The 22,842-nt window shown below is 68.0% G+C and carries 21 protein-coding genes; 5 read left to right on the top strand and 16 right to left on the bottom strand.

Translation table 11 applies throughout. From position 1 onward, the window contains the following. Nucleotides 1-39: 39 nt before the first annotated feature. Nucleotides 40-675, top strand: a complete 636-nt coding sequence (locus ACIRGA_RS02560; protein WP_400935903.1) for an SRPBCC family protein — start codon at nt 40-42, stop codon at nt 673-675. On the opposite strand, the gene ACIRGA_RS02555 is transcribed toward ACIRGA_RS02560, so the two are convergent. The 3 genes from ACIRGA_RS02555 to ACIRGA_RS02545 are packed head-to-tail and all read right to left on the bottom strand — an operon-like array spanning nt 651 to nt 3,750. Continuing rightward, nucleotides 651-1,391, bottom strand: a complete 741-nt coding sequence (locus ACIRGA_RS02555; RefSeq protein WP_400935901.1) for an HNH endonuclease — start codon at nt 1,389-1,391, stop codon at nt 651-653. The genes ACIRGA_RS02560 and ACIRGA_RS02555 overlap by 25 nt on opposite strands. Then, a complete protein-coding gene (locus ACIRGA_RS02550) occupies nt 1,388-2,575 on the bottom strand; it encodes an AAA family ATPase (RefSeq protein ID WP_037332894.1) in 1,188 nt (395 codons plus the stop codon). Before ACIRGA_RS02550 ends, ACIRGA_RS02555 begins: the two co-directional genes overlap by 4 nt. A gap of 26 nt (nt 2,576-2,601) precedes the next feature. Further along, nucleotides 2,602-3,750 (bottom strand): hypothetical protein, encoded by a 1,149-nt coding sequence (locus tag ACIRGA_RS02545; protein WP_400935899.1) that lies wholly within the window; start codon nt 3,748-3,750, stop codon nt 2,602-2,604. 299 nt (nt 3,751-4,049) lie between these two features. Here ACIRGA_RS02545 and ACIRGA_RS02540 point away from each other — a divergent pair, with 299 nt between their 5' ends. The 4 genes from ACIRGA_RS02540 to ACIRGA_RS02525 are packed head-to-tail and all read left to right on the top strand — an operon-like array spanning nt 4,050 to nt 7,155. Next, the gene (locus ACIRGA_RS02540; RefSeq protein ID WP_400935897.1) at nt 4,050-4,472 is read left to right on the top strand and encodes a hypothetical protein; all 423 of its coding nucleotides are present in this window, start codon (nt 4,050-4,052) and stop codon (nt 4,470-4,472) included. Then, complete coding sequence (locus ACIRGA_RS02535) at nt 4,472-5,092, top strand: DUF3558 domain-containing protein (RefSeq protein WP_400935895.1); 621 nt, start codon at nt 4,472-4,474, stop codon at nt 5,090-5,092. The genes ACIRGA_RS02540 and ACIRGA_RS02535 overlap by 1 nt, the downstream gene beginning before the upstream one ends. Then, a complete protein-coding gene (locus ACIRGA_RS02530) occupies nt 5,092-6,378 on the top strand; it encodes a PPE domain-containing protein (protein ID WP_400935893.1) in 1,287 nt (428 codons plus the stop codon). The genes ACIRGA_RS02535 and ACIRGA_RS02530 overlap by 1 nt, the downstream gene beginning before the upstream one ends. A 27-nt stretch (nt 6,379-6,405) precedes the next feature. Beyond that, complete coding sequence (locus ACIRGA_RS02525; protein WP_400935891.1) at nt 6,406-7,155, top strand: ESX secretion-associated protein EspG; 750 nt, start codon at nt 6,406-6,408, stop codon at nt 7,153-7,155. Here ACIRGA_RS02525 and ACIRGA_RS02520 read toward each other — a convergent pair. The 13 genes from ACIRGA_RS02520 to ACIRGA_RS02460 form a co-directional block, all read right to left on the bottom strand. Next, nucleotides 7,108-7,878 carry a helix-turn-helix domain-containing protein gene (locus ACIRGA_RS02520; protein ID WP_400935889.1) on the bottom strand — a complete coding sequence of 257 codons (771 nt, stop codon included), beginning with the start codon at nt 7,876-7,878 and terminating at the stop codon, nt 7,108-7,110. The two genes, ACIRGA_RS02525 and ACIRGA_RS02520, sit on opposite strands and share 48 nt — an antisense overlap. Before the next feature lie 189 nt (nt 7,879-8,067). Further along, nucleotides 8,068-9,633 carry an NADH-quinone oxidoreductase subunit NuoN gene (gene nuoN, locus ACIRGA_RS02515; RefSeq protein WP_400935887.1) on the bottom strand — a complete coding sequence of 522 codons (1,566 nt, stop codon included), beginning with the start codon at nt 9,631-9,633 and terminating at the stop codon, nt 8,068-8,070. A 3-nt stretch (nt 9,634-9,636) separates the two neighbouring features. Then, nucleotides 9,637-11,187, bottom strand: a complete 1,551-nt coding sequence (locus ACIRGA_RS02510; RefSeq protein ID WP_400935885.1) for an NADH-quinone oxidoreductase subunit M — start codon at nt 11,185-11,187, stop codon at nt 9,637-9,639. Then, entirely contained in the window at nt 11,187-13,085 is a 1,899-nt protein-coding gene (gene nuoL / locus ACIRGA_RS02505; protein WP_400935884.1) for an NADH-quinone oxidoreductase subunit L, read from the bottom strand. The genes ACIRGA_RS02510 and nuoL overlap by 1 nt, the downstream gene beginning before the upstream one ends. A 10-nt stretch (nt 13,086-13,095) precedes the next feature. Continuing rightward, entirely contained in the window at nt 13,096-13,395 is a 300-nt protein-coding gene (nuoK, locus tag ACIRGA_RS02500) for an NADH-quinone oxidoreductase subunit NuoK (RefSeq protein WP_005151882.1), read from the bottom strand. Continuing rightward, on the bottom strand, nt 13,392-14,240 hold the full coding sequence (locus ACIRGA_RS02495; protein WP_400935882.1) for an NADH-quinone oxidoreductase subunit J: 849 nt from the start codon (nt 14,238-14,240) through the stop codon (nt 13,392-13,394). Before ACIRGA_RS02495 ends, nuoK begins: the two co-directional genes overlap by 4 nt. Next, the gene (gene nuoI / locus ACIRGA_RS02490; protein WP_400935880.1) at nt 14,237-14,776 is read right to left on the bottom strand and encodes an NADH-quinone oxidoreductase subunit NuoI; all 540 of its coding nucleotides are present in this window, start codon (nt 14,774-14,776) and stop codon (nt 14,237-14,239) included. Before nuoI ends, ACIRGA_RS02495 begins: the two co-directional genes overlap by 4 nt. Continuing rightward, nucleotides 14,763-16,100: an NADH-quinone oxidoreductase subunit NuoH gene (nuoH, locus tag ACIRGA_RS02485; RefSeq protein WP_400935878.1), complete on the bottom strand. Its 1,338-nt coding sequence runs from the start codon at nt 16,098-16,100 to the stop codon at nt 14,763-14,765. Before nuoH ends, nuoI begins: the two co-directional genes overlap by 14 nt. Further along, a complete protein-coding gene (locus ACIRGA_RS02480; protein ID WP_400935876.1) occupies nt 16,097-18,565 on the bottom strand; it encodes an NADH-quinone oxidoreductase subunit G in 2,469 nt (822 codons plus the stop codon). Before ACIRGA_RS02480 ends, nuoH begins: the two co-directional genes overlap by 4 nt. After that, nucleotides 18,562-19,842, bottom strand: coding sequence for an NADH-quinone oxidoreductase subunit NuoF (gene nuoF / locus ACIRGA_RS02475; RefSeq protein ID WP_126733248.1), 1,281 nt, complete (start codon nt 19,840-19,842; stop codon nt 18,562-18,564). The genes ACIRGA_RS02480 and nuoF overlap by 4 nt, the downstream gene beginning before the upstream one ends. Continuing rightward, entirely contained in the window at nt 19,842-20,729 is an 888-nt protein-coding gene (gene nuoE, locus ACIRGA_RS02470) for an NADH-quinone oxidoreductase subunit NuoE (RefSeq protein ID WP_400935874.1), read from the bottom strand. The genes nuoF and nuoE overlap by 1 nt, the downstream gene beginning before the upstream one ends. Continuing rightward, a complete protein-coding gene (locus ACIRGA_RS02465; protein WP_400935872.1) occupies nt 20,726-22,066 on the bottom strand; it encodes an NADH-quinone oxidoreductase subunit D in 1,341 nt (446 codons plus the stop codon). The genes nuoE and ACIRGA_RS02465 overlap by 4 nt, the downstream gene beginning before the upstream one ends. Beyond that, entirely contained in the window at nt 22,063-22,839 is a 777-nt protein-coding gene (locus tag ACIRGA_RS02460) for an NADH-quinone oxidoreductase subunit C (RefSeq protein ID WP_400935870.1), read from the bottom strand. Before ACIRGA_RS02460 ends, ACIRGA_RS02465 begins: the two co-directional genes overlap by 4 nt. Nucleotides 22,840-22,842 lie beyond the last annotated feature (3 nt).

Here is a 22,842-nt window from a genome sequence, read left to right as displayed (position 1 = left end):
GCTGATATCTTGGCGGCAGCCGAGCAGAGGAGGGCACCGATGGTCGACGTGACCAGCCAGATCAACTCCGTCCAGCGCAAACTGGGCAAGCGCGTGGTCGAAGCGGGCGAGGCGGTGACGGCGACCGTCAGCCAGGTCTACGACACCGGCCTCGACGACCTTTGGGACGCCTGCACCAATCCCGACCGCATCCCGCGCTGGTTCCTGCCGGTCAGCGGCGATCTGCGCGTCGGCGGCAAGTACCAGCTCGAAGGCAACGCGGGCGGGACCGTCGAGCGCTGCGATCCGCCGAAGGGCTTCGCGGCGACGTGGGAGTACGGCGGCGACGTCAGCTGGATCGAGCTCCGGCTGAGCCCCGAAGCCGACGGGCGCACCCGGTTCGAACTCGACCACACCGCGATCCCCAACGAGCACTGGAACCAGTTCGGGCCGGGCGCCGTGGGCATCGGCTGGGACATGATGCTGAACGGGCTCGCGCTCCATCTCGAATCCGGCGAGGCCGCCGATCCCGAAGCGGCCATGGCCTGGATGACCAGCGAAGAAGGCGTGCGGTTCATGACCCTGAGCAACGAAGCCTGGTACGAGGCCGACGTCGCCAACGGGACGGACGCGGCCACCGCACGCACCCGCGCCGACGCCACCCTGGCCGACTACACCGCGCCGCCGGAGAGCTGAAGGTCTTCGGCGAGTTCCGGGGCGCGAAGCAGGTCGATGAGCTCGCCGTCCGCCCGGAACACGGCGCGGGCGCCCGGCATCCCCGCCTGGCGGAGCATCGCATGGAGGACGTCGGCGTGCGGCTGGTCGAGCAGGGTCCAGACCATCGCGCGCCGTTTCACCTCGTCCCCCAGTTCGCGCGCGGTCCACCAGCCCAGGACGAGCGCGCTCACCTGGTTGACCGCCGTTTCCCGCCCCCGCGCCAACTGCGCGCGGTTCAGCCCGCACACCTTGATGGTCTGTTCACCCTTTTCGGTCAGCGCGCGGTAGGTGCCGATCGACAGCACCAGGAACAGGTGCTCCAGCGGGTCTTCGGCGGTCGGATCGATGAGCAGGCTGTTGCCGTCTTCGTCCACGGGGAACAGGTCGCGTTTGTGGTGGCTGTTGCAGTACTCGCAGGCGAGCACGTGATTGAGCCAGTCGAAGGCGCGCCCCGGATTCCTCGCGATCGGCTCGAAATGGTCCACAGTGGACCCGAGGCCGTCGCCGCAGTACATGCAGTAGCCGCGGCCGGCGGCCATGACGTCCAGCCCGGCCCGCAAAGAACGCCGTACGGCACGGGAAACCCGCCAGAGGCGCCGTGCTTCTTTCGTGTCACCGGAAGGGATCCGCGCGGTCAGCTCTTCGAGATCGGCCACCACCTGCCCCGGCAGCGCGATCCGGCGGATCCCGATCACCGATCGTCGGCCTCGAACCGCCTGGCCACCTCGTCGACCCGGCTCGGCGGCGAACTGCTCAGCATGCCGCGCAGACGTTCCCATTCCCGGACACCGTTCGCGTCCGCCCGCCCGGAAGCCACCTGGAATTCGAGCTCGGCGAGATGCTCCCGCAGTTCGACCGCCTGCGGCGAATAAGGCGTGTCCAAGCCGAAAAGGTCGGACAGCACCGCGTCGTCCCCAGAGCCGAAAACGACCCGCTCGTACAGTTCCTCGGAGACCACGCGCGGCGGAACCTCCTCGTCGGGCCCGGAAAGCCGGATGAGGCCGCCCGGGTCGGCGGCCTGGCAGACGTAGGGGCTGTGCGTGGTGACGATGAACTGGATCCGCGGGAAATGCGCCTTGAACCACGGCCCCATGCGTTTCTGCCACGACACGTGGAGATGCGCGTCCACCTCGTCGATGATCACGACACCGGGGCTCTCGTGATCGAGACCCGCACCGTCGAGTTGTTTGAGAAGGTCAACGACGAGCGCGGTCACCGTGCGGTAGCCGTCGCTCATCTCGCGCAGCGGGAACCGGTCGCCCCGATACTCGACCCAGAGCCCGTCCGAATCGACGTCCCGGATCCGGTAACCGCCCGGCAGGAGACCGTCGCCGAGGATCTCCAACGCCTTGTCCTTCAGCTCGCGGGCGCCCGCTTTTCCTTCCAGGGCACGGAGATGCTGGTTGATCAGCCAGGTGACCCCCTCGGCGAGCGAGGCGTCTTCGTGGAACAGGCTGGCCATCCGCGCCAGCGACCCCGCGCCGCGCATCCACGACTCGGCCTCGCCGCTGCCGCCCGCGAGCCGCCGGAACGGCCCATACGCCGCGCAGAACGGCTGGCCCGGCGGAAGCCCGGAGATCGGCAGCAGACCGGAGTCGAGCCAGCGGACCTCGACCGGCGCCGGGCCCTCCTCGCGCATCACCGAAAGCTCGATCGACCCGGACGTCTGATCCGTCGAAATCCAGCTGCCGGCGTCCGACAACAGCCCCCACGCGACGTCCGGCGCCGCCGCGACCGCGATCGCGCGCAGCAACGAGGTCTTGCCCGACCCGTTGCGCCCGGCGAGGACCACCCAGCCGGGGCCGGGCAGCCGAAGGTCGACGGCGCGGGCGCCACTGAAGCCGCGGATGTTCTCCAGCCGGACCCGCTCGATGTACATGGAGGAAGCTTACGACGGCGCGGACGTCACCTGGGCCCCCGAAAGTGGGTCGCCATCACGAAATCCATCACAGCGAGCGCCTTGCCGACATCCACGTCCGAAACGACCTTCGAGCGGTCCCAGTCCTCGATCCCCCGCTCCTGCTCGGGCGATATTCGCAGCTGGACATGCCCTCGGACGTCGAGGTTCCCGAGCGGTGAGGCGTAAAGGGCGAATTCGTGGTCATCCTGCGAATGGAACGTGACTCCAGGGCTTTCCCCGAACGTGATCAGCTGATGGTCTTTGAAGGTCTTGTTCGGATCCGCGTGCCATTCCCCCGGCGCGCCGCCGTTCGCGGTGGCCCCGGCCTCGATCTGCAGCCGATGTTTCGGCTCGACGAAGTAGCACGCTCCCGGCGTGGCGATCGGCGCGAAGTCCGAGCCGAAAGCCATCTTGACCGCGTCACGGAACACCGCGCATTCGACGTTCGGATCCGCGGCGCCGGCGGCGATGATCCTCTCGGCGCCGGTCGGTACTTCGACCTCGACCGCCGGATCACAGTTCTCACCCTCCTCGGTGGAGACCCAGTCCGCGCAGGCCCCGACCCGGGCGCTGTCTTGACCGTCCGGCGGATAGACGAGGTCGCGGGGCAGCTTCGCGGCGCCCGCCGTGGCGAAGTCGCGGAGGAGTCCGCAGTCCTTGCTGCGGGTCATCCCCAGTTCGAACCTGACCGCGCGCTGGAAGCTCACGGGCACCGTGATCGCACAACCGTCGAGTCTGCCCTCACGCCGGGTTTCTTCCTGATAGCCCTTCGCCCCGCCCAAGTCGAAGACTGCTCCGTCGACCCGGTGGAGAACCAGGTGACCCGGATCCACGTCCTCGGCGTAGATGAGAGGTTCGTAACCGTCACGGACGAGGGTGCACATCTTCCTGCCGTACTTCACCTTGGGCTCGCGTGTGACGGGCCGGGTGTCGCCCGCCTTTCTGCGGTCGTAGGCGCCCAGGTCGATCAACTCGCAGAAGTCGAGCGCCGCGAGCGCCGCCCCGACGGCCTCCTCGTCGCGATCCGCGGGACGCGGTTGCTTCGGCTGCCATTTCGGAAACTGCGGTGGCGGCGGGGGCGTATCCACGGATTCCGCACAAGCCGTCAGCAGGCCGAGGAGTACTGCGCCGAGAATCACTCTTCGGAACTTCATTACGCAGAGTATGCGAATTCCGATCGCCGCCTACCAGGTGGAACCTCGTTTCCTGGGGCACATTCACACGATCGGTTTTCACGGATAGTCACCGAGTTCGCCTCGGCTATTCAGCAGGGAACGTGGCTTTATGCAGGCGGGTTCACCGACCCGGGAACCCTGGTAATCTTCCCGGCGTCGGATTACGCAGGGTGCATCGGGGAGACGCGCCTTGTAGCCACGGGAGGGGCACATGACGACGGTGACTTCGGGGCGGCTTCGGCCATTCAGCGGGGAACGGTTCGGCATCGCGGGGGTGCATGGCCGTGCCTGAGGGATCGCCGGTCTACGAGCCGGGCCTGCGCTGGAGTGAAGTCGACCGCTTCCGCCCTACCGGGGGCTCCTACGGGACACCTGTCGCCGAGGGCGCGGGGTTCAAGTATGACGAGGCAACCCTTCATGAACTGGCGAATGAGTGGTCTGACCTGGCCAAAGAGTACAAAGCTGATCTGAATCAGGCGGACTACCTAGTCAAGACGAAGCCACCTGGCGCGGAGTACGCGAGCGGGAACAACGCCGACATCACTCAACAATCCGGCGCGGCACTCAGGGACGCGCTGACCCAGCGCATCGCCTACTGCGAGAACATGGCGCGCAAGTACACAGCCGCACTCGGCAAGTACGCCGCTGCGGACGAACACGCCGCCACGGTCATCAATCACCAGCCGAAGGGCATCTTGTGATGCGACGCTCCGTCCTTCTCGTCGGTATTGCCGCGCTTGCACTTGCCGGGTGCTCGCCAACGACCACCCAGGGCACTCCCACGCCTACGAATGGTGGCACGAGCGCAGGCCCTTCGAGCTCTTCTCAGGTGCCTGCACCCGACGTTCCCAAGGTCGCCAATCCGCTCACCCTGACGCAGGTCAAGCAAGCACCCTGCAACGCTCTAACCGAAAAACAGGCAAGTGAGCTCCTCGGCCCCGGCGCCGCACCCAAGGAACGTTTAGACGGCACGGCGGGCCCCTCCTGCATGTGGTCCATCCCCTCCACCTCCCGCCCGCTGATAGACGTGATCTTCGGCCGGTCTCCCGACGGAGGTACTGCAAGTGTTTACAAGGCCAAAGGTGCCGCCTACAAGCTCGTCGAACCGCTCTCACCGGTAGACGGCTACCCGCTCACTGTCTACGGCGTGACTGACGAACGCCCCTCTGGCAAGTGCTCAGTGGCGCTTGGGGCCAGCGACACCGAAACCGTCGGAATCGTGGTGGAGCAGTCCGAGGCCAACATCGGCGCGAAGGACCCCTGTGACGCCGCGCGCGAAGCCGCGGTAAGAGTCCTGACCACCATCCGAGGGAGCAACTGATGGTCGCAGAAGGACCTCTCACCGCCTTTCAGATCTATGAACAGATCACCAAGGGCGAAGGCACCGGCTCGCTCTCCGATGCTCAGCGTGCCGCTCATGAGCTGACGCGGCGCCACCACGAACGGGCGCAGCGGCTCGCCGCGCTCGCCCAGAAGACCCTGGCGGGCTGGCAGGGCGGGGCCAGCATGGCAGCAGTCGACGCGACGGTGCCGGTCGTCGAAGCGGCGGCAGACGACGTGACGCACCTGACGCGGGCCCAGACCGCCATCAGTTCCCAGATGGACGCGTTCGGTACGGCCAAGAACTCGGTCAAGCCGGTGCCGCCCGAGCAGCCCGCACCGACGGCCGAGGACGTCAAGGCTGTCATGAGTGGCGGCCTGGTCGGCTACTGGAGCAAGGTCCAGGGGTACCAGGCCGACAGCCAGCACAACATCGACACCTTCGCGTCCTATCACTCCGCCAGCACCGCCAACGGCGATGAGCTCCCCGCCCAGTACGCGCAGCTCACCGACCCGGGCGGCAGCGTCACCTTGGACGAGGGCGGCGCCGGGAAGCCCGCGGCGAGGGGATTCGGCGACGGATCCGACGGACGCGAGCACGGCGTCGGCGAGCCCTACCGAGGACCGAGCGGCCCGAGCGGCCCCAGCACGCCGAGTGGACCCAGCGGGCCGAGCGCACCGGCGCCGGGTGCCGCGGCCGACACTGGTCCTCAGCCTGGGCAAGAACCCCAGCCGGGGCAGCATCATCCCGGCCATCAGCAGCCGGACGACGGGACCCGTGCGAATTCGTACACGCCGCCCCAGACCACGCCGGTCGTACCGCCGGCGGCGAACCTCGACTTCGGGCCGACCGGTAAGCCGAACCCCACCTACAACACGCCCGGTGCTTTCCCGCCCGGGTACGGACCCGGGACGAGCGGGCCCGGCGTCTACGGTCCCGGCACGGGCGGCGGCAGGTCGCCAGGCGTGCCGGGCGGCGGTTTCCGCGGTGGTGTCCCAGGAGGGCCTGGCGGGACAGGACAGCAGCCAGGCATGGGTGGCCGGAGCGGTGCCGGGATGCCCGGCGAGGGCGTGGCCGGCCGCGGTACGGCGGGGGCGGCAGGCGCCGCCGGTCGTGGCGGGGCGAACGGCATGCCGATGGGAGCTGGCGCGGGTCGCGGCGGGAAGGGCGAGGAGGACAAGGAGAAGAAGGCTCCGGCGTACCTCCAGAACCCGGATCCCGACGAGACCTTCGGCGGCTACACCGAAAAGCCGATGCCGCCGGTGATCGGCGAGAAGAAGAAGTAGCGCCACAGTCCCAGGGGAGGGAGGCACGTGGTGCTCGCGCGCCCGGTCGAGATCACGCTCGACACATTGTTGACCGCGTTCCGTCACGCCGGGTGCGGAGATCCGCATCTGATCTTCGCGGGCGGGCTGCGGTACATCCCGCCGTCGTCGCGGAACGGTGAGGACCGGGCGGCGTTCGAGGAGCTCGGCGGGCTCGGGTTCACCGAGGGCAAACGGCTGACCAGCGACTTCGAGGACGTCCTGCACATACTCGACCGGCCGAACACCGAGTACTACGCGACGGTTCGCACGGAGGCCGAGCAATACAGCGTGCTCGTCGCCGTGCGCGGGCGTGCCGCGGTGACGGCGATCTGCGAAGGAAACCGGGTGTGGCTGAAAGGCGTGCGGACCTCCGATCGCGCGGCGGCGCTCGTGCTGAACCTGCCCGAGTACCCGCCCGCGCGATTCTCCCCGTTCTCCTTGCCCCAGGACGACTTCAAGGGCGACGGCAGCGATCTCTACGACGAGCCCGCATCTCGAAGCCGGGAAGCCCGGCAACTGGACGAGGTATTCGAGCAACCCTATTTCGGCGTCGGGTTCTTCGCCGCGGCCAAGCGTCCTGACGGCGGAAGACGTACCGAAGCGACGGACGGTCTGTCCTATTTGGACCTCGATGCCGGACGGGTGGCCATGCACGTGAGCGGCCCACCTCGGAACCGGTACATCACCGTCCTCCCCGGCGAACCCACGTTACTGGCGCAGAAGGTCGCCGCGCTGCGCGCGAGCCTCGACCACTGACTCGATCAGACGCACCGACCGCGACGGATCCAGCGCGACAGCGTCCACAGTGGACTGACCATAGGGAGCGACATCGCTGGGCCGGTGCAAGAACAGCCCGGTTCCCCGATGTTTCAAGTAGACCAACGGCCGCGCGGGGCCGAATTCCAGCAGAACGTAGTCGCCGCCGGGATGTGCCCCGGCGGCGAACGGGATGACTCGGAGTTCGACGGTGGGCCGTTCGGCCATCGCGATGAGATGCCGAAGCTGATTCGTCATCACTCCTGGCCCACCGACTTGGCGACGCAGCACTCCTTCGTCGACATAAGCGACGAACTTCTTCTGTCCCAGCATCGCAACGGAAGAGTTCGTAGCCCTTGCGTAGGCGGGTGTTCGGAGCAGGTCAGGGACGAGTGTGGTCCCGAAAGCGACGATCTTGGTGGCCTCCTTTTCGTACTGCGCGAGCGTTTCCCTCTGGAGGGCCACGTCGGCGAACCACCAGTGCCCGCTGTCGCGAGCCAGCGAGAGCAGCGCCTCTCGACGCTCCCCCGTGACCTGATAGATCGCGAGCAGCGCGGACACCTCCTCGACGGACGCCGTCCGCAGGCCCGTTTCGATTCGGCTGATCGTCGATTGGGACCATGCCAGTTTGTCGGCCACTTCTGTCGCGGCCAGCCTGGCGGCCCTCCGGGCGACTCGAAGTGCCTCGGCGAGCGCTCTCGCCTGGGGTGTGGGCTTCGGCATCGCGAGCAACCTGCCCGGTGCGCACTGGCAAGTCATTCCCCGAGGCGGGCGACCTCGCGAACGGCGTCGGAGATGGCACGGAAGCCTTCTTCAGCAGCGCTCCGAGGACGCCATGAGGGAACTATCGAGCTCCGGCCTGACACAGAAAAGCCCCCTCACGACAGCGAGGGGGCCTTCCGTGAAGCCGGACTACTTGAGGGCGAAACCGCCGGAGCCCGCCCAGTCGAGGGCGAACGCCGGGAGCAGGCCGAGCACCAGCGTGACGATGACGCCGAGCGTGATCGCCGTGGTGGTGAACGCGCCCGGCACGGTGACGGTCGGGCCGTCCGGCGCGGGCTCGGAGAAGTACATCAGCACGATCACCCGCAGGTAGAAGAACGCGGCGACGGCGCTGAAGACCAGGGCGATGACGACCAGCGGCGCCATCCCGTCGGACAGGGCCGCCGAGAACACCACGAACTTGCCGACGAAGCCACTGGTCAGCGGGATACCGGCCAGCGCGAGCAGCAGGAAGGTGAACACGCCGGCCAGCACCGGAGACCGTTTCGCCAGCCCGGCCCAAGCGGACAGGTGCGTCGCCTCGCCGTTCGAGTCCCGCACCAGCGAGACGACACCGAACGCGGCAAGCGTGGTGAAGCCGTAGGCCAGCAGGTAGAACAGCGTGCTCGACAGGCCTTCTTCGGTCATCGCGATCGCACCGACGAGCAGGAAGCCGGCGTGCGCGATGGACGAGTAGGCGATCATGCGCTTCACGTCGGTCTGCGTCAGGCCCAGCACCGCGCCGATCAGCATCGAGATGATCGCGACGCCCCAGAGCACGCCACGCCATTCCCAACTCGTCGACTCGAACGCTACCGAGAACACCCGCAGGATCCCGCCGAACGCGGCGACCTTGGTGCAGGCGCCCATGAACGCGGTGACCGGGGTCGGCGCGCCCTGGTAGACGTCCGGGGTCCAGGTGTGGAACGGGCCGACCGAACCCTTGAACAGCAGGCCGACCGCGAGCAGGCCGAGCCCCGCGAACAGCAGCGTGTCCGAGCGGTCCGAGCCGGCGGCGGCGTTGGCGATGTCCGACAGCTTCACGGAGTTCGCGTAGCCGTAGAGCAGCGCGAGACCGTAGAGGAAGAACGCCGACGAGAACGCGCCGAGCAGGAAGTACTTGACCGCGGACTCCTGCGAGAGCAGGCGACGGCGACGAGCCAGACCGCACATGAGGTACAGCGGCAGGCTCAGGACCTCGAGCGCGATGAACATGGTGAGCAGGTCGTTGGCCGCGACGAACGCCATCATGCCGCCGAGCGCGAACAGTGTCAGCGGGAAGACCTCGGTCTGCATGCCGGTGGTGCCGACCTGCGCGCGGTCCTGGACGGTGCCGGGGCGGATACCGGCCTGCGCGACGAACGCGCCGCCCGGTTCGACCGAGCGGTCCGCGATCAGCAGCAGCGCGCCCAGCGCGAGCGCCAGCAGCGTGCCCCAGAGGAACAGTGACGGCCGGTCGACGGCGATCGCGCCGCTGAAGGTCGTGATGCCGTTCTTCGGCGCGGACGAGCTGGCGTACCAGACGAGGAAGACGCCCGCCGCCCCGATCCCGAGCAGGGACAGGAAGACCTGCGACGGCCACCGCATGTGCTTGGGCAGGAAGGCTTCGAACAGCACGCTGACACACGCGGCCCCGAGGATGATCAGGATCGGCGTGACGGCGAAGTAGTCGATCGACGGCACCTGCACCGCGGGCGCCTGAGTCAAGAAGAGCACGGTTTACTTGCCTCCCTGCACGGACGACATCGTCGCCTGCACCGACGGGGTGATCGTGTCGAGCACCGGCTTGGGATAGAACCCGAGCGCGATGATCAGCACGACCATCGGCGCCAGGATCGCGATCTCCTTGCCGCCGAGGTCCTTGATGGCCTTGGTCGCCCCGAGTTCGGGAGCGATCGCCGTGCCAGGGCCACCGCCGGCGCCGATCAGGGCGTCACCGCGGACGGGGCCCTGCATGACGCGCTGGTAGAGCCAGAGCACGTACGCCGCGGCCAGCACCATGCCGACCGTCGCGATGATCGTGTACACCGGGTAGTCCACAAAGGACCCCAGCAGCACCAGGAACTCACTGATGAACGAGTTCGTGCCGGGCAGGGACAAAGTGGACAGACCGGCGATGAGCAGCATCCCGCCGAGCAGCGGGGTCACCTTCGCCATGCCGCCGTAGTCGGAGATCCGCGTGGATCCGCCCCGCATCACGATCAGGCCGACGACCACGATCAGCATGCCGGTGGCGAGGCTGTGGTTCAGCATGTACGACACCGAGCCGACCATCGCCTGCTCGTTGAAGGTGAAGATGCCCAGCGCGATGAAGCCGAAGTGGGCGATCGACACGTACGCGATGAAGCGTTTCATGTCGCGCTGCCCGGCCGCGAGGATCGATCCATAAAGGACGCCCGCGACGGCGAGCACCAGCACCCACGGCGCGAGTTCCTTGCTGGCGTCGGGGAACATCGGGAGGCAGTAGCGCAGGAACCCGAACGTGCCGACCTTGTCCAGCACACCGACCAGCAGCACCGCGACACCGATGGGCGCCTGGCCCGCGGCGTCCGGTAGCCAGGTGTGGAACGGCACCAAAGGGGCCTTGATCGCGAACGCGAGGAAGAACCCGAGGAACAGCCAGATCTGCGTCCCCAGCGGGGCGTCGCGGACGACCGTGACGAGCGTTTCCCAGTCGAAGCTGCCCTTGCCGAGCTTGTCCGACGCCAGCGAGTACGCCCCGATCGCCGAGGCCAGCATGATCAGGCCGCCGAGGAACGAGTACAGGAAGAACTTGACCGCCGCGTACTGCCGGTTCGCGCCGCCGTAGCCGCCGATCAGGAAGTACATCGGGATCAGCATGATCTCGAACAGCACGTAGAACAGGAAGACGTCGGTCGCGGCGAACACCGCGATGGTCAGCGCCTCCTGCACCAGGATCAGCGATAGGAACCCGCCCGCCGAGCGCCCGGCCGGGAGCTTGTCGGTGAGGCCCAGCGCGCCGACCACGATCGGCACCAGCAGGCCGATGACCGCGATCATCACCAGCGCGATGCCGTCGATGCCGAACGAGATGTGGATGCCGAAGTTCGGGATCCAGTCCATAGAGGACTTCTGCTGGATCCGATCCCCAGCGGGCGCGTAGCTCGCCCACATCGGGATCACCAGCAGGAACGTCAGGAGCGACACCACGAGCGCGGTGAGCGTCGCGAGCCTGTCGTTCTTCTTCATCCCCGCGACGACCGCGGCGCCGACCAGCGGCAGCAGGATGGTTGCGAGTACCCAGGTCATCAGGAGAACCTCACCAGCAGGAGTGCCGCCAGAAGCAGGAATGTGCCGCCCAGCATGGACAGTGCGTACGAGCGGACGAAGCCGGTCTGCAGGCGGCGCAGGCGCCCGGATCCGCCGCCGAGCGCGGCGGCGAGGCCGTTGACCGCGCCGTCGACCCCGCGGTTGTCCACGTAGACCAGCGCGCGGGCGAGCCAGGTGCCCGGGCGGGCGACCAGCGTCTCGTTCAGGGTGTTGCCGTACAGGTCGTTGCGCGCGGCCTTGACCACGGCGGAGACCCGCTCGGGGCGTTCCACCGGAACGTCCTTACGACCGACGAAGAGCCAAGCGGCCACCGCGCCGAGGACGGACAGCGCCACGGTGAGGATCGGGACCAGAGCGTGCGGGATGACGCTGTGGCCACCCTCCTCGAGCGGTCCGACCACCGGCGAGAGCCATTCGGCGAACCGGTCGCCGAGGGCGAAGAACGCGCCGGCGCCGACCGAGCCGACGGCCAGGATGATCATCGGCCACTTCATCACCGCGGGCGATTCGTGCGGGTGGAAGTCGCGGCCGTCGCTGGACTTGATCTCCTTCCAGCGTTCCTTGCCGAAGAAGGTCATCACCATCAGGCGCGTCATGTAGAACGCGGTGAGCCCGGCGCCGAGCAGTGCCGCGCCGCCCATCACCCAGCCGCGCCAGCCGCCCTGGCTCAGCGCCGCTTCGATGATCGCGTCCTTGGTGAAGAAGCCCGAGAGCGGCGGGATGCCGATCAGCGCCAGGTAGCCGAGGGCGAAGGTCCAGAAGGTGACCGGCAGGTGCTTGCGCAGCCCGCCGTACTTCCGCATGTCGACCTCGTCGTTCATGGCGTGCATGACCGAACCGGCCCCGAGGAACAGCCCGGCCTTGAAGAAACCGTGCGCCACCAGGTGCATGATGCCGAGCGCGTAGGCGATCGGCCCGAGGCCGACGGCGAGCATCATGTAACCGATCTGGCTGACCGTCGAGTACGCCAGGACCTTCTTGATGTCGTCGTAGGCGCAACCGATGATGCACCCGATCAAGAGCGTGACCGTACCGACGAGGGTGACGATCAGGCGGCCGTCCGGGGTGGCGTTGAAGATCTCGTGCGCGCGGGCGACCAGGTAGACGCCGGCGGTGACCATCGTCGCCGCGTGGATGAGGGCCGAAACCGGGGTCGGGCCCTCCATCGCGTCGGGAAGCCAGGCCTGCAGCGGGAACTGACCGGACTTACCGCAGGCGCCCAGCAGCAGGAGGATCGCGATGGCGGTGATGGCGCCGGTCGGGATCTTGTCGATCGCGCCGAAGACCTCGGCGTAACCGGTGCTCCCGACGTACTTGAACATCAGGAAGATCGCCAGCGCGAGCCCGACGTCACCGACGCGGTTCATCAGGAACGCCTTCTTCGCCGCGGTGGCCGCGGACGGGCGGTCCTGGTACCAGCCGATGAGCAGGTACGACGCGAGACCGACGCCCTCCCAGCCGAGGTACAGCGTCACGAAGCTGTTACCCAGCACCAGGATCAGCATCGAGGCGACGAACAGGTTGAGGTACGCGAAGAACCTCGACCGGTCGCGGTCCTCGGCCATGTAGCCGATCGAGTAGAAGTGGATCAGCATGCCGACGCCGGTGATCAGCAGCACGAACGTCAGCGAAAGCGCGTCGATCCGGAGCCCGAAGTCGACCTGCAGCGCCGAAACCGGGATCCACGAGAACAGCTTGACGTCCGCGACGTTCTTCGTGTCGGCCGTGAAGAAGAGGATCAGGCCGTACACAAAGGACAGTGAGACGGTCGCGCTGCCGAGGAGGTGTCCCCAGCCTCGAGCTCGTTTACCGGCCAGCAGAAGAATAAGGGCGCCGAGGGCGGGAAAAGCCACCAGCAGCCACGATGATGCGGTCAACTCGGTGCTCCTAGTACTTCAGCAGGTTGGTGTCGTCGACCGAGGCCGAGCGCCGGGTGCGGAAGATCGCCATGATGATCGCGAGCCCCACCACGACCTCGGCGGCGGCGACGACCATCACGAAGAACGCCATCACCTGGCCGTCGAGCGACCCGTTGATCCGGGCGAACGTGACCAGCGACAGGTTCGCCGCGTTCAGCATCAGCTCGATGCACATGAACACGACGATCGCGTTGCGGCGCACCAGCACCCCGACCGCGCCGATGGCGAACAGCAGCGCGGACAGGAGCAGGTAGTACGTCGGGGTCATTCCTTCTCCCCTTCAGACTTGCCGACCAGAGCGTGGGCGTCCGGTCCGTCTTCGGTCCCGGCCACCTGCTTACGCTCGTTTTCCAGCTGTGCGGCCGAAGTCGACTCGATGATCTCCGAGAGCGACTCCCTGGCGATCGAGCCGTCGGGCAGCAGCGCCGGGGTGGCGACCGAGTTGGCCGTGGCGAAGACGCCAGGGCCGGGCAGCGGCGAAGGCCGGTCGTGCTTGCCGGTGAACCGGTCGACGACGAGTTCCTTCTGGTTCTTCTTGCCGCCCTTGGCGTGCCGGTCGGTGAACGCGAGCACCATCGCGCCGAGCGCGGCGGTGATCAGCAGCGCCGACGTGAGCTCGAACGGGAACAGGTACTTGGTGAAGATCAGCCGTCCCAGGCCACCAGGTCCACCGCCGTCGAGGTTCGCCGGGTCGCGCGGCAGCGCCGGGGTGACGTTGGCCAGCGCGCGGGCCAGACCCGCGGCGAGCAGCCCGCCGACGCCGATGCCGAGCAGGGTCGCCATGACCCGCTGTCCGCGCAGCACTTCGACGACCGAGTCGGAACTCTCCCGGCCGACCAGCATCAGCACGAACAGGAACAGCATCATGATCGCGCCGGTGTAGACGATGATCTGCGTGAAGCCGAGGAACGGCGCCTGCTGGATCATGTACAGCGCGCCGAGGCACAGCATCGTGAGGACCAGCCACAGCGCCGAGTGCACGGCGTTGCGCGAGAAGATCATGCCGAGCCCGCCGAGCAGCGCGAGCGGGCCGAGCACCCAGAACGCGATCGTCTCGCCGGTGGTGATCCCGGCCGAAACGTCCGGCGCCTGTGCGAGGAGAGCCGTGATCACTGGACCGGCTCCTTCGGCTCAGCGGGCTTGCGCGCGAGTTCGGGGCCGTTCACGTAGTAGTCCTGCTCGTTCTCGCCCAGCCGCATCGGATGCGGCGGCTGCTCCATACCGGGCAGCAGCGGCGCGAGGAGGTCTTCCTTGGTGTAGATCAGCCGCTGCCGGTCGTCGTCGGCCAGCTCGTAGAAGTTGATCATCGTCAGGGACCGGGTCGGGCAGGCCTCGACGCACAACCCGCAGCCGATGCAGCGCAGGTAGTTGATCTGGTAGTCGGCGCCGTACCGCTCACCGGGCGAGTAACGCGCCTCTTCGGTGTTGTCGCCGCCTTCGACGAAGATCGCGTCGGCCGGGCAGGCCCACGCGCACAGCTCGCAGCCGACGCATTTCTCCAGCCCGTCCGGATGCCGGTTCAGCTGGTGCCTGCCGTGGTAACGCGGAGCCGCGGGGGCGCCCGCCTCCGGGTACTCCTCGGTGGCGACCTTCTTGAACATCATGCCGAAGGTGACACCGAAACCCTTGATGGGATCAAACATCCCCATCGCCGGCCTCCCTTCCACTGGAAACCGCCGCGGGCTTGCGCTTGGCAGCCCGGGCTTCGGCCTTCGCGAGGGCCTTCTGACGCGGAGTCTTCTCCGGGACCTGCAGGTCGAGCGGCGGTACGGGGAACCCGCCACCGGTCACCGGGACGTAGTCGTCGTCCGGGACCTTCTTGTCCGGCAGCAGCAGGCTCAGGATGACGACGACGAGGATGAGCGCGCCGCCGCCGATGAGGATCTGCGGGGTGGACAGGCCGCCCGAGTTCTTGATCGCGCGGACCGTGACGATCACGACGATCCAGACCAGGTTGACCGGCACCAGGACCTTCCAGCCCAGCCGCATGAACTGGTCGTACCGCAGCCGCGGCAGCGTGCCGCGCAGCCAGATGAAGCCGAACAGCAGGATGAACAGCTTGGCGGCGAACCAGATCAGCGGGAGCCAGCCCTGGTTCAGCGCGTGATCGGCGCCGACGAACGGGAACTTCCAGCCACCGAGGAACAACGTGGTGGCGAACGCCGAAACGATCACCATGTTGACGTACTCGGCGAGGAAGAACATCGCGAACTTCATCGAGCTGTACTCGGTGTGGAAACCGCCGACCAGCTCGGATTCGGCCTCGGGGAGGTCGAACGGCGCGCGGTTGGTCTCGCCGACCATGGAGATCAGGTAGATCACGAAACTCGGCAGCAGCAGGTAGAAGTACCAGCCGGTCTGCTGCGATTCGACGATCTGCGAGGTCGACATCGAACCCGCGTAGAGGATGACGCCCACAATGGACAGACCCATCGCGATCTCGTAGGAGATCACCTGAGCCGCGCTTCGCAGGCCACCGAGCAGCGGGTACGGCGAGCCGGAAGACCAGCCGGCCAGCACCAGGCCGTACACACCGATCGAGGAGCAGGCCAGGATCACCAGCACGCCGACCGGCAGGTCGACCAGCTGGAGCGTGGTGCGCTCACCGAAGATCGAGACCACCGGGCCGAACGGGATCGCGGCCAGCGCGATCAGCGCGGGCACCGCGGAGATGACCGGGGCGAGGAAGTACACCTTGCGGTCGGCGGTGTCCGGGATGATCTGTTCCTTGAACGGCAGCTTGATCGCGTCCGCCAGGGACTGCAGGTAGCCGCCGGGGCCGACCCGGTTGGGGCCGGGACGGTTCTGCATCCGGCCGACCGCTTTCCGCTCCCAGACGATCAGGAAGATCGTCAGGATCGGGCCGATCAGCAGGATGACGACCGTCTTGATCAGGATCAGCCACAACGGGTCGTCCGCCAGCAGCGCCGCCCGCTCGGCGGCGTCCGGCATCTGGCTGAGCAACGGAGTCACTTCTCACCTCCGGTGAGGGTGACGGCCGAGCCGTGTCCCGCGCCGAGAGACGCGCGGACGGCCGAGCCGTCGGAGTTGCCCGGGAGCCACACGACGCCGTCCGGCAGGTCGGCGACCTCGATCGGCAACGTGATGGAACCGCGTTCGGTGGAGACCTTGACGCTGCCGCCCAGGCCTTCGGCGGTCTTCGCCGAGAGCTTGGCGACGACCTCGCGCTGCGTGCCCTTGAGATGCGGCTCGCCGTCCTGCAGCGAACCGTTGTCGATCAGCTGCCGCCAGGTGGCGAGGAGAGCCTTGCCGTTCGACGCGCCCGCGGCGGCTACCGCCACCGGCTCGAAGGTCACGGGCTCGGTCTTGCCGGGCAGCTTCGCCAGATCGGCGGCCGAGGCGGCCGGCGTCTGCGTGAACAGGTCCGCGTCCATCTCGACGGCGAGGGTGTCGAGCACCCGGCAGTCCGGCAGGGCGCCGGTGCCTTCGAGGGTGACGGCGAACTCGCGGCGGCGGCCTTCCCAGTTCAGGTAGCTGCCCGCCTTCTCGACCGCCGGGGCGATCGGGAGGACGACGTCCGCGTGCTCGGTGACCGCGCTGTGCCGCAGTTCGAGGCTCACCACGAACTTCGCGTTCTCGAGCGCGCGGCGGGCCAGCTCCGGGTCCGGCAGGTCGTCCGGGTCGACGCCGCCGACCAGCAGGCCGTCGATGTCCTGACCGGAAGCGGCCTTCAGGATGGCGGTGGTGTCGCGGCCTTCCGCGGCGGGAAGCGTGACGCCCCAAGCCTTTTCGACCTCGGCGCGAGCTTCCGCGTCGGTGACCGGGCGGCCACCCGGCAGCAGCGTCGGCGCCGCGCCCGCCGCCAGGGCGCCGCGCTCACCCGCGCGACGCGGGATCCACGCGAGCCGGGCGCCGGTGCGCTCCACCAGCCGGTGCAGGGCCGAGAACAGACCGGGGACCTCGGCGGCGCGCTCGCCGACGAGGATCACGGATCCTTCCGAGGCCAGTGCCTGGTCGACGTCCTGCGCGTGCTGCGCGATGCCGTCGATCGCGGCGGCTTCGCTGCCCGGCGCGCAGGCCAACAGCTCGCCGAAGGTCTTGCGGACCGAGGAGGTGGTCCACTGTCCCAAGTGGACGACGCGGGTGCGGTTCTTGCGGGCCGCCTTGCGCAGCCGCAGGAACACGATCGGCGCCTCGTCCTCCGGCTCGAACGCGACGCACAGCACCGTGCGCGCCCGCTCGATCTCGCCGAAGGTGACGCCGCTGTCCGGCGTCGTCCCGACCACGTGCGACGCGAGGAAGCCCAGCTCCTCGGCCGAGTGCGGACGGGCCCGGAAGTCGATGTCGTTGGTACCCAAGGCGATCCGCGCGAACTTCGAGTACGCGTAGGCGTCTTCGACGGTCAGACGGCCGCCAGTCAGCACCGCGGCGCCCTTGCCGTCCCGCGCCTTGGCCAGCCCTTCGGCGGCCGCACGCAGCGCGTCGGTCCAGGAAGCCTCTTCGAGCACGCCGTCGGCGTTGCGGACCAGCGGACGCCGGATGCGGTCGTCGGCGGTGGCGTAGCGGAAGGCGAACCGGCCCTTGTCGCAGAGCCACTCTTCGTTGACCTCGGGGTCGTCGCCCGCGAGCTTCCGCATGACCTTGCCGCGGCGGAAGTCGGTCCGCTCGGCGCAGCCGGACGAGCAGTGCTCGCACACGCTCGGCGAGGACACCAGGTCGAACGGCCGCGAACGGAACCGGTACGCGGCCGACGTCAGCGCGCCGACCGGGCAGATCTGGATGACGTTGCCGGAGAAGTACGACTGGAACGGCTGACCGGACGTGGTCCGCGAGGCCAGGTCCAGTACGTCCGCGGTCTCCGCGGTCCCGATCTGCTGGTGGGCACCGCGTTCGAGCAGCTCGATGAACGGGTCACCGGCGATCTCGCGCGAGAACCGGGTGCAGCGCTGGCAGAGCACGCAACGCTCACGGTCCAGCAGCACCTGCGAGGAGATCGGCAGCGGCTTCGCGAACGTCCGCTTCGTGTCGACGAAACGGGAGTCCGCGCGGCCGTGCGCGAGCGCCTGGTTCTGCAGCGGGCATTCGCCGCCCTTGTCGCAGATCGGGCAGTCCAGCGGGTGGTTGATGAGCAGCAGCTCCATCACACCCTGCTGGGCCTTGTCCGCGACGGCCGAGGTCAGCTGGGTCTTCACGACCATGCCGTCGGCGACCGTCATGGTGCACGAGGCCTGCGGCTTCGGCATCGGGCGGCCGCCCATTTCGACCTCGACCAGGCACTGGCGGCAGGCGCCCGCCGGGTCGAGCAGCGGGTGGTCGCAGAAGCGCGGGATGACCGTGCCGAGCCGTTCGGCGGTGCGGATCAGCAGCTCGCCCTTGGGCGCGATGACCGTTTCACCGTCGATGACCAGCTTGACGTGGCCTTCGGGGACCGGAGTGTCCTCTGTGGACGTTCCGGGCTTGTCGGGTGCGATCGTCATGCCTGCGCCCCCACCAGTTCGCGCTTGTTGGTTTCACACAACGCGAGGAATTCCTCGCGGAAGTACTTGATCCCGCTCTGGATCGGCGAGACCGCGCCGTCGCCGAGCGCGCAGAACGAGCGGCCGAGGATGTTGTCGCAGACGTCGAGCAGGGTGTCGATGTCCTCCTCGGTGCCGTGGCCCTCGACCATGCGCTCCAGGATCTGCGCCAGCCAGTACGTGCCCTCGCGGCACGGCGTGCACTTGCCGCAGGACTCGTGCTCGTAGAACTGCGTCCACTTCATCACGGCCCACGGCACGGAAACGGTCTCGTTGAAGACCTGCACGGCCGTCGTGCCCAGCATCGACCCGGCTTCCGCCGCGCCTTCGAAGTCCAGCGGAACATCGAGGTGCTCGGCGGTGAACATCGGGGTGGACGAACCACCCGGCGTCCAGAACTTCAGCGGGATGCCGTCCTTCATACCGCCCGCCATGTCGAGCAGCTCGCGCAGCGTGGTGCCGAGCGGGCATTCGTACTGGCCGGGCTTCTCGACGTGGCCGGAGATCGAGTAGATCTTCGGGCCGGGCGACTTCTCGCGGCCCATCTGGCGGAACCAGTCGGAACCGCCGTTGACGATGTACGGCGCGCTGGCGATGGTCTCGACGTTGTTCACCGTGGTCGGCGCGGCGTAAAGACCGGCGGCGGCCGGGAACGGCGGCTTGAGCCGCGGCTGACCGCGACGGCCTTCCAGCGAGTCCAGCAGCGCCGTCTCCTCGCCGCAGATGTACGCCCCGGCGCCCGCGTGCACGGTGATGTCGAGGTCGAATCCGGAGTCGAGGATGTTCTTGCCGAGGTAGCCCGCTTCGTACGCCTCGCGCACGGCCGCGTTGAGACGGCGGATGCAGTGCAGCGCCTCGCCGCGGACGTAGATGAAGCAGTGGTGCGAACGCATCGCGTACGAGGCGATGATGCAGCCCTCGATCAGCGAATGCGGGTCCGCCATCATCAGCGGGATGTCCTTGCAGGTGCCCGGCTCGCCCTCGTCGGCGTTGATGACGAGGTAGTGCGGCTTGTCCTCGTTGGGCGGCATGAAGGACCACTTGATGCCGGCCGGGAAGCCGGCGCCACCACGGCCGCGGAGGCCGGAGTCCTTGACCAGCTGGACGATCTGCTCGGGAGTGGCCTTGAGCGCCTTGCGGATCGCGGTGTAGCCCTCGAGGGCTTCGTAGGACTGGATCGTCCAGGAGTTGGGCGAAAGCCAGCGCTTCGTGAGGACCGGAGTGATGGGATCGGCCATTACTTCGTCTCCCCTGTTTTTGATGGCAGAGCCGGCAGCGGAACGTCCTTCATGGCGGGCGCGGTCCAGCCGCGGTCCTGCGCGACCTGCGCGCCCCGCAGGGTTTCGACGGCCTGCGAAGGACCGTCGACGTCCGTGCGGTACTGCTGTGCGTCCTCCGGGAAGAACCCGGCGAGCTGCAGTTCGGCGCCCTTGAAGTTCGTCAGCGGCGCGCCGCGCGTCGGGGCCGGCTTCTTGCCCGCCTGCAACGCGTCGACCAGCGCGACGGCCTTGTCCTCGGTCTGGTTGTCGAAGTACTCGTAGTTGACCTGGATGACCGGGGCGAGGTCACAGGCCGCGAGACATTCGGCGTGCTCCAGCGTGATCGAGCCGGGCTCGTTCGGCGTGCCCGCGGTTTCGTTGTGCCCCAACGGCTTCTCGTCGGAGCCGAGGTGCGTCTGGAGCTTCTTGTAGATCGCGTCGCCGCCCATGGCCGCGCAAAGCGTGTTGGTGCAGACGCTCACCAGGTGCTCGCCGCAGGGGCGGCGCTTGTACATGGTGTAGAACGTCGCGACCGCGCTGACCTCGGCGTCGGACAGGTCCAGGTTCCGCGCGCAGAAGGCGATGCCCTCCTGGCTCACGTAACCCTGCACCGACTGCACCAGGTGCAGCATCGGCAGCAGCGCCGACCTCGACTGCGGGTACCGCGCGATCAGGTCCCGCGCCTTGGCGTAGGTGTCGGCGTCGAAGATGTCTTCGAGCTTCGCGTTCTCCAGGATCCCTTCCGCCTCGGCGGGATCCGGCGCGATCGCGATCACGTCGACGTCACCACCGGCGGCGATGTGGGTCTCCTCGGCCAGGCTGGTGCCGGGCTCGGGCGTCGGTGTCGTTCCGGGCTGGGTGCTCAACGGTCCACTCCCCCCATGACGGGGTCGATCGAGGCGATGGCGGCGATCACGTCCGCCACCAGGCCGCCTTCGGCCATCGCGGGCATCGACTGCAGGTTCACGAAACTCGGTTCGCGCACGTGGACCCGCAGCGGCCTGGTGCCGCCGTCGGAGACCAGGTGCACGCCGAGTTCGCCGCGCGGCGATTCCACCGACGTGTAGGTCTGGCCCGGCGGGACCTTGAAGCCCTCGGTGACCAGCTTGAAGTGATGGATCAGCGATTCCATCGACTGGCCCATGATCTTGCGGACGTGCTCGAGCGAGTTGCCCATGCCGTCGCTGCCGATCGAGAGCTGCGCCGGCCAGGCGACCTTCTTGTCCTCGACCATGACCGGGCCCGGCTCGAGCTTCTTGAGGCACTGCTTGATGATCCGCAGGCTCTGGTGCATCTCCTCGACACGCAGCAGGTAGCGCGCCCAGCAGTCCGCCTCGGTCGAGGTCGGGATGTCGAACTCGAACTCGTCGTAACGGGAGTACGGCTCGGTCTTGCGCATGTCCCACGGAAGACCGGCGCTGCGCAGCACCGGCCCGGTGACACCGAGCGCGAGGCAGGCGTCGACCGGCAGGTACCCGACGCCCTTGAGCCGGTTGCGCCAGATCGGCTGACCGGTGAAGAGCTTGTCGTACAACGGAAGCCGCTCGTCCATCGTCTTGACGAACGCGCTGACCACCTCGTGGTAGTCGGCGGGCATGTCCTGCGCGAGCCCGCCGGGGCGGATGAACGCGTGGTTCATCCGGAGACCGGTGAGGTGCTCCAGCAGGTGCAGGACCTCTTCGCGCTCACGGAAACCGAGCGTCATCGCCGTGGTGGCACCGAGTTCCATGCCGCCGGTGGCGATGTAGACCAGGTGCGAACCGATGCGGTTGATCTCCAGCAGCATCACGCGCAGCAGCTCGGCGCGGCGCGGGGCCTGGATGCCGAGCAGCTTCTCGACACCGAGGCAGTACGCCATCTCGGTCGAGAGCGGAGCGAGGTAGTCCATGCGCGTCACGAAGGTGACGCCCTGGGTCCACGTGCGGTACTCGCAGTTCTTCTCGATCCCGGTGTGCAGGTAGCCGATGACCGAGCGGAGCTGGGTGACGGTCTCGCCCTCCATCTCCAGCACGAGCCGGAGCACGCCGTGCGTCGACGGGTGCTGCGGGCCCATGTTGATGACCATGCGCTCGTCGTGGCGGGAGTCCTCGATGAGGTCTTCCCAGTCACCGCCGGAAACGGTGTAGACGCGGCCTTCGGTGGTGTCGCGGGAGTCGGCTTCGGGGACTTCGGTTGCTTCTGCTGCGTTCTCGCTGATGCTCACGAGTACGACCTCCGCTGGTCCGGCGGCGGGATCTCCGCGCCCTTGTATTCGACCGGGATCCCGCCGAGCGGGTAGTCCTTGCGCTGGGGGTGGCCGTCCCAGTCGTCCGGCATGAGGATGCGGGTGAGCGCCGGGTGCCCGTCGTAGACGATGCCGAACATGTCCCAGGTCTCCCGCTCCTGCCAGTCGGCCGTCGGGTAGACCCCGACCAGCGACGGGACGTGCGGGTCTTCGATGTCGAGCGTGACCTCCAGCCGGATGCGGCGCCGGTAGGTCATCGACGTGAAGTGGTAGACCGAATGCAGCCGCTGCGGGACGTCGACGCCGTAGTCCACACCGGACACCGAGCTCAGCAGTTCGAAGCGGAGACCGGCGTCGTCGCGCAGGACCTTGGCGATCTCGACGAGGTGCTCGCGGGAGACGTAGAAGGTGATCTCGCCGCGGTCGACCGTCGTCTGCAGGATCGCGTTCGCCGGGATCTTGTTGTCCGCCAAGGCCGCGTAGAACTCGTCGGCGAACTCGTCGAACCAGCCGCCGTACGGGCGCTCCGCCGGGGGCGGGCTGTACGCGGGGAGGCGGACGCCGCCGTAACCGGAGGTGTCACCGGTGCCGCGCACGCCGAACATGCCCTGGCGCTCTTTACCGGTGACGACCGGCTCGGCCGGGCGCGTGCCCTGCGGCTCGAGGCCGCCTTCGGGACGCTCGGCGCTGGACTGCTCGCCGCCGGTTTCCGGCTTTTCTTCGGGGGAGTTGCTCGTGTTGTCGTCGGGCACGTC

This window comes from Amycolatopsis sp. NPDC102389, from assembly GCF_044765885.1.
Lineage (GTDB): Bacteria > Actinomycetota > Actinomycetes > Mycobacteriales > Pseudonocardiaceae > Amycolatopsis.
The sequence above is the reverse complement of the archived record's forward strand: the minus strand, read 5'-3'. Positions and strand labels throughout refer to the sequence as shown.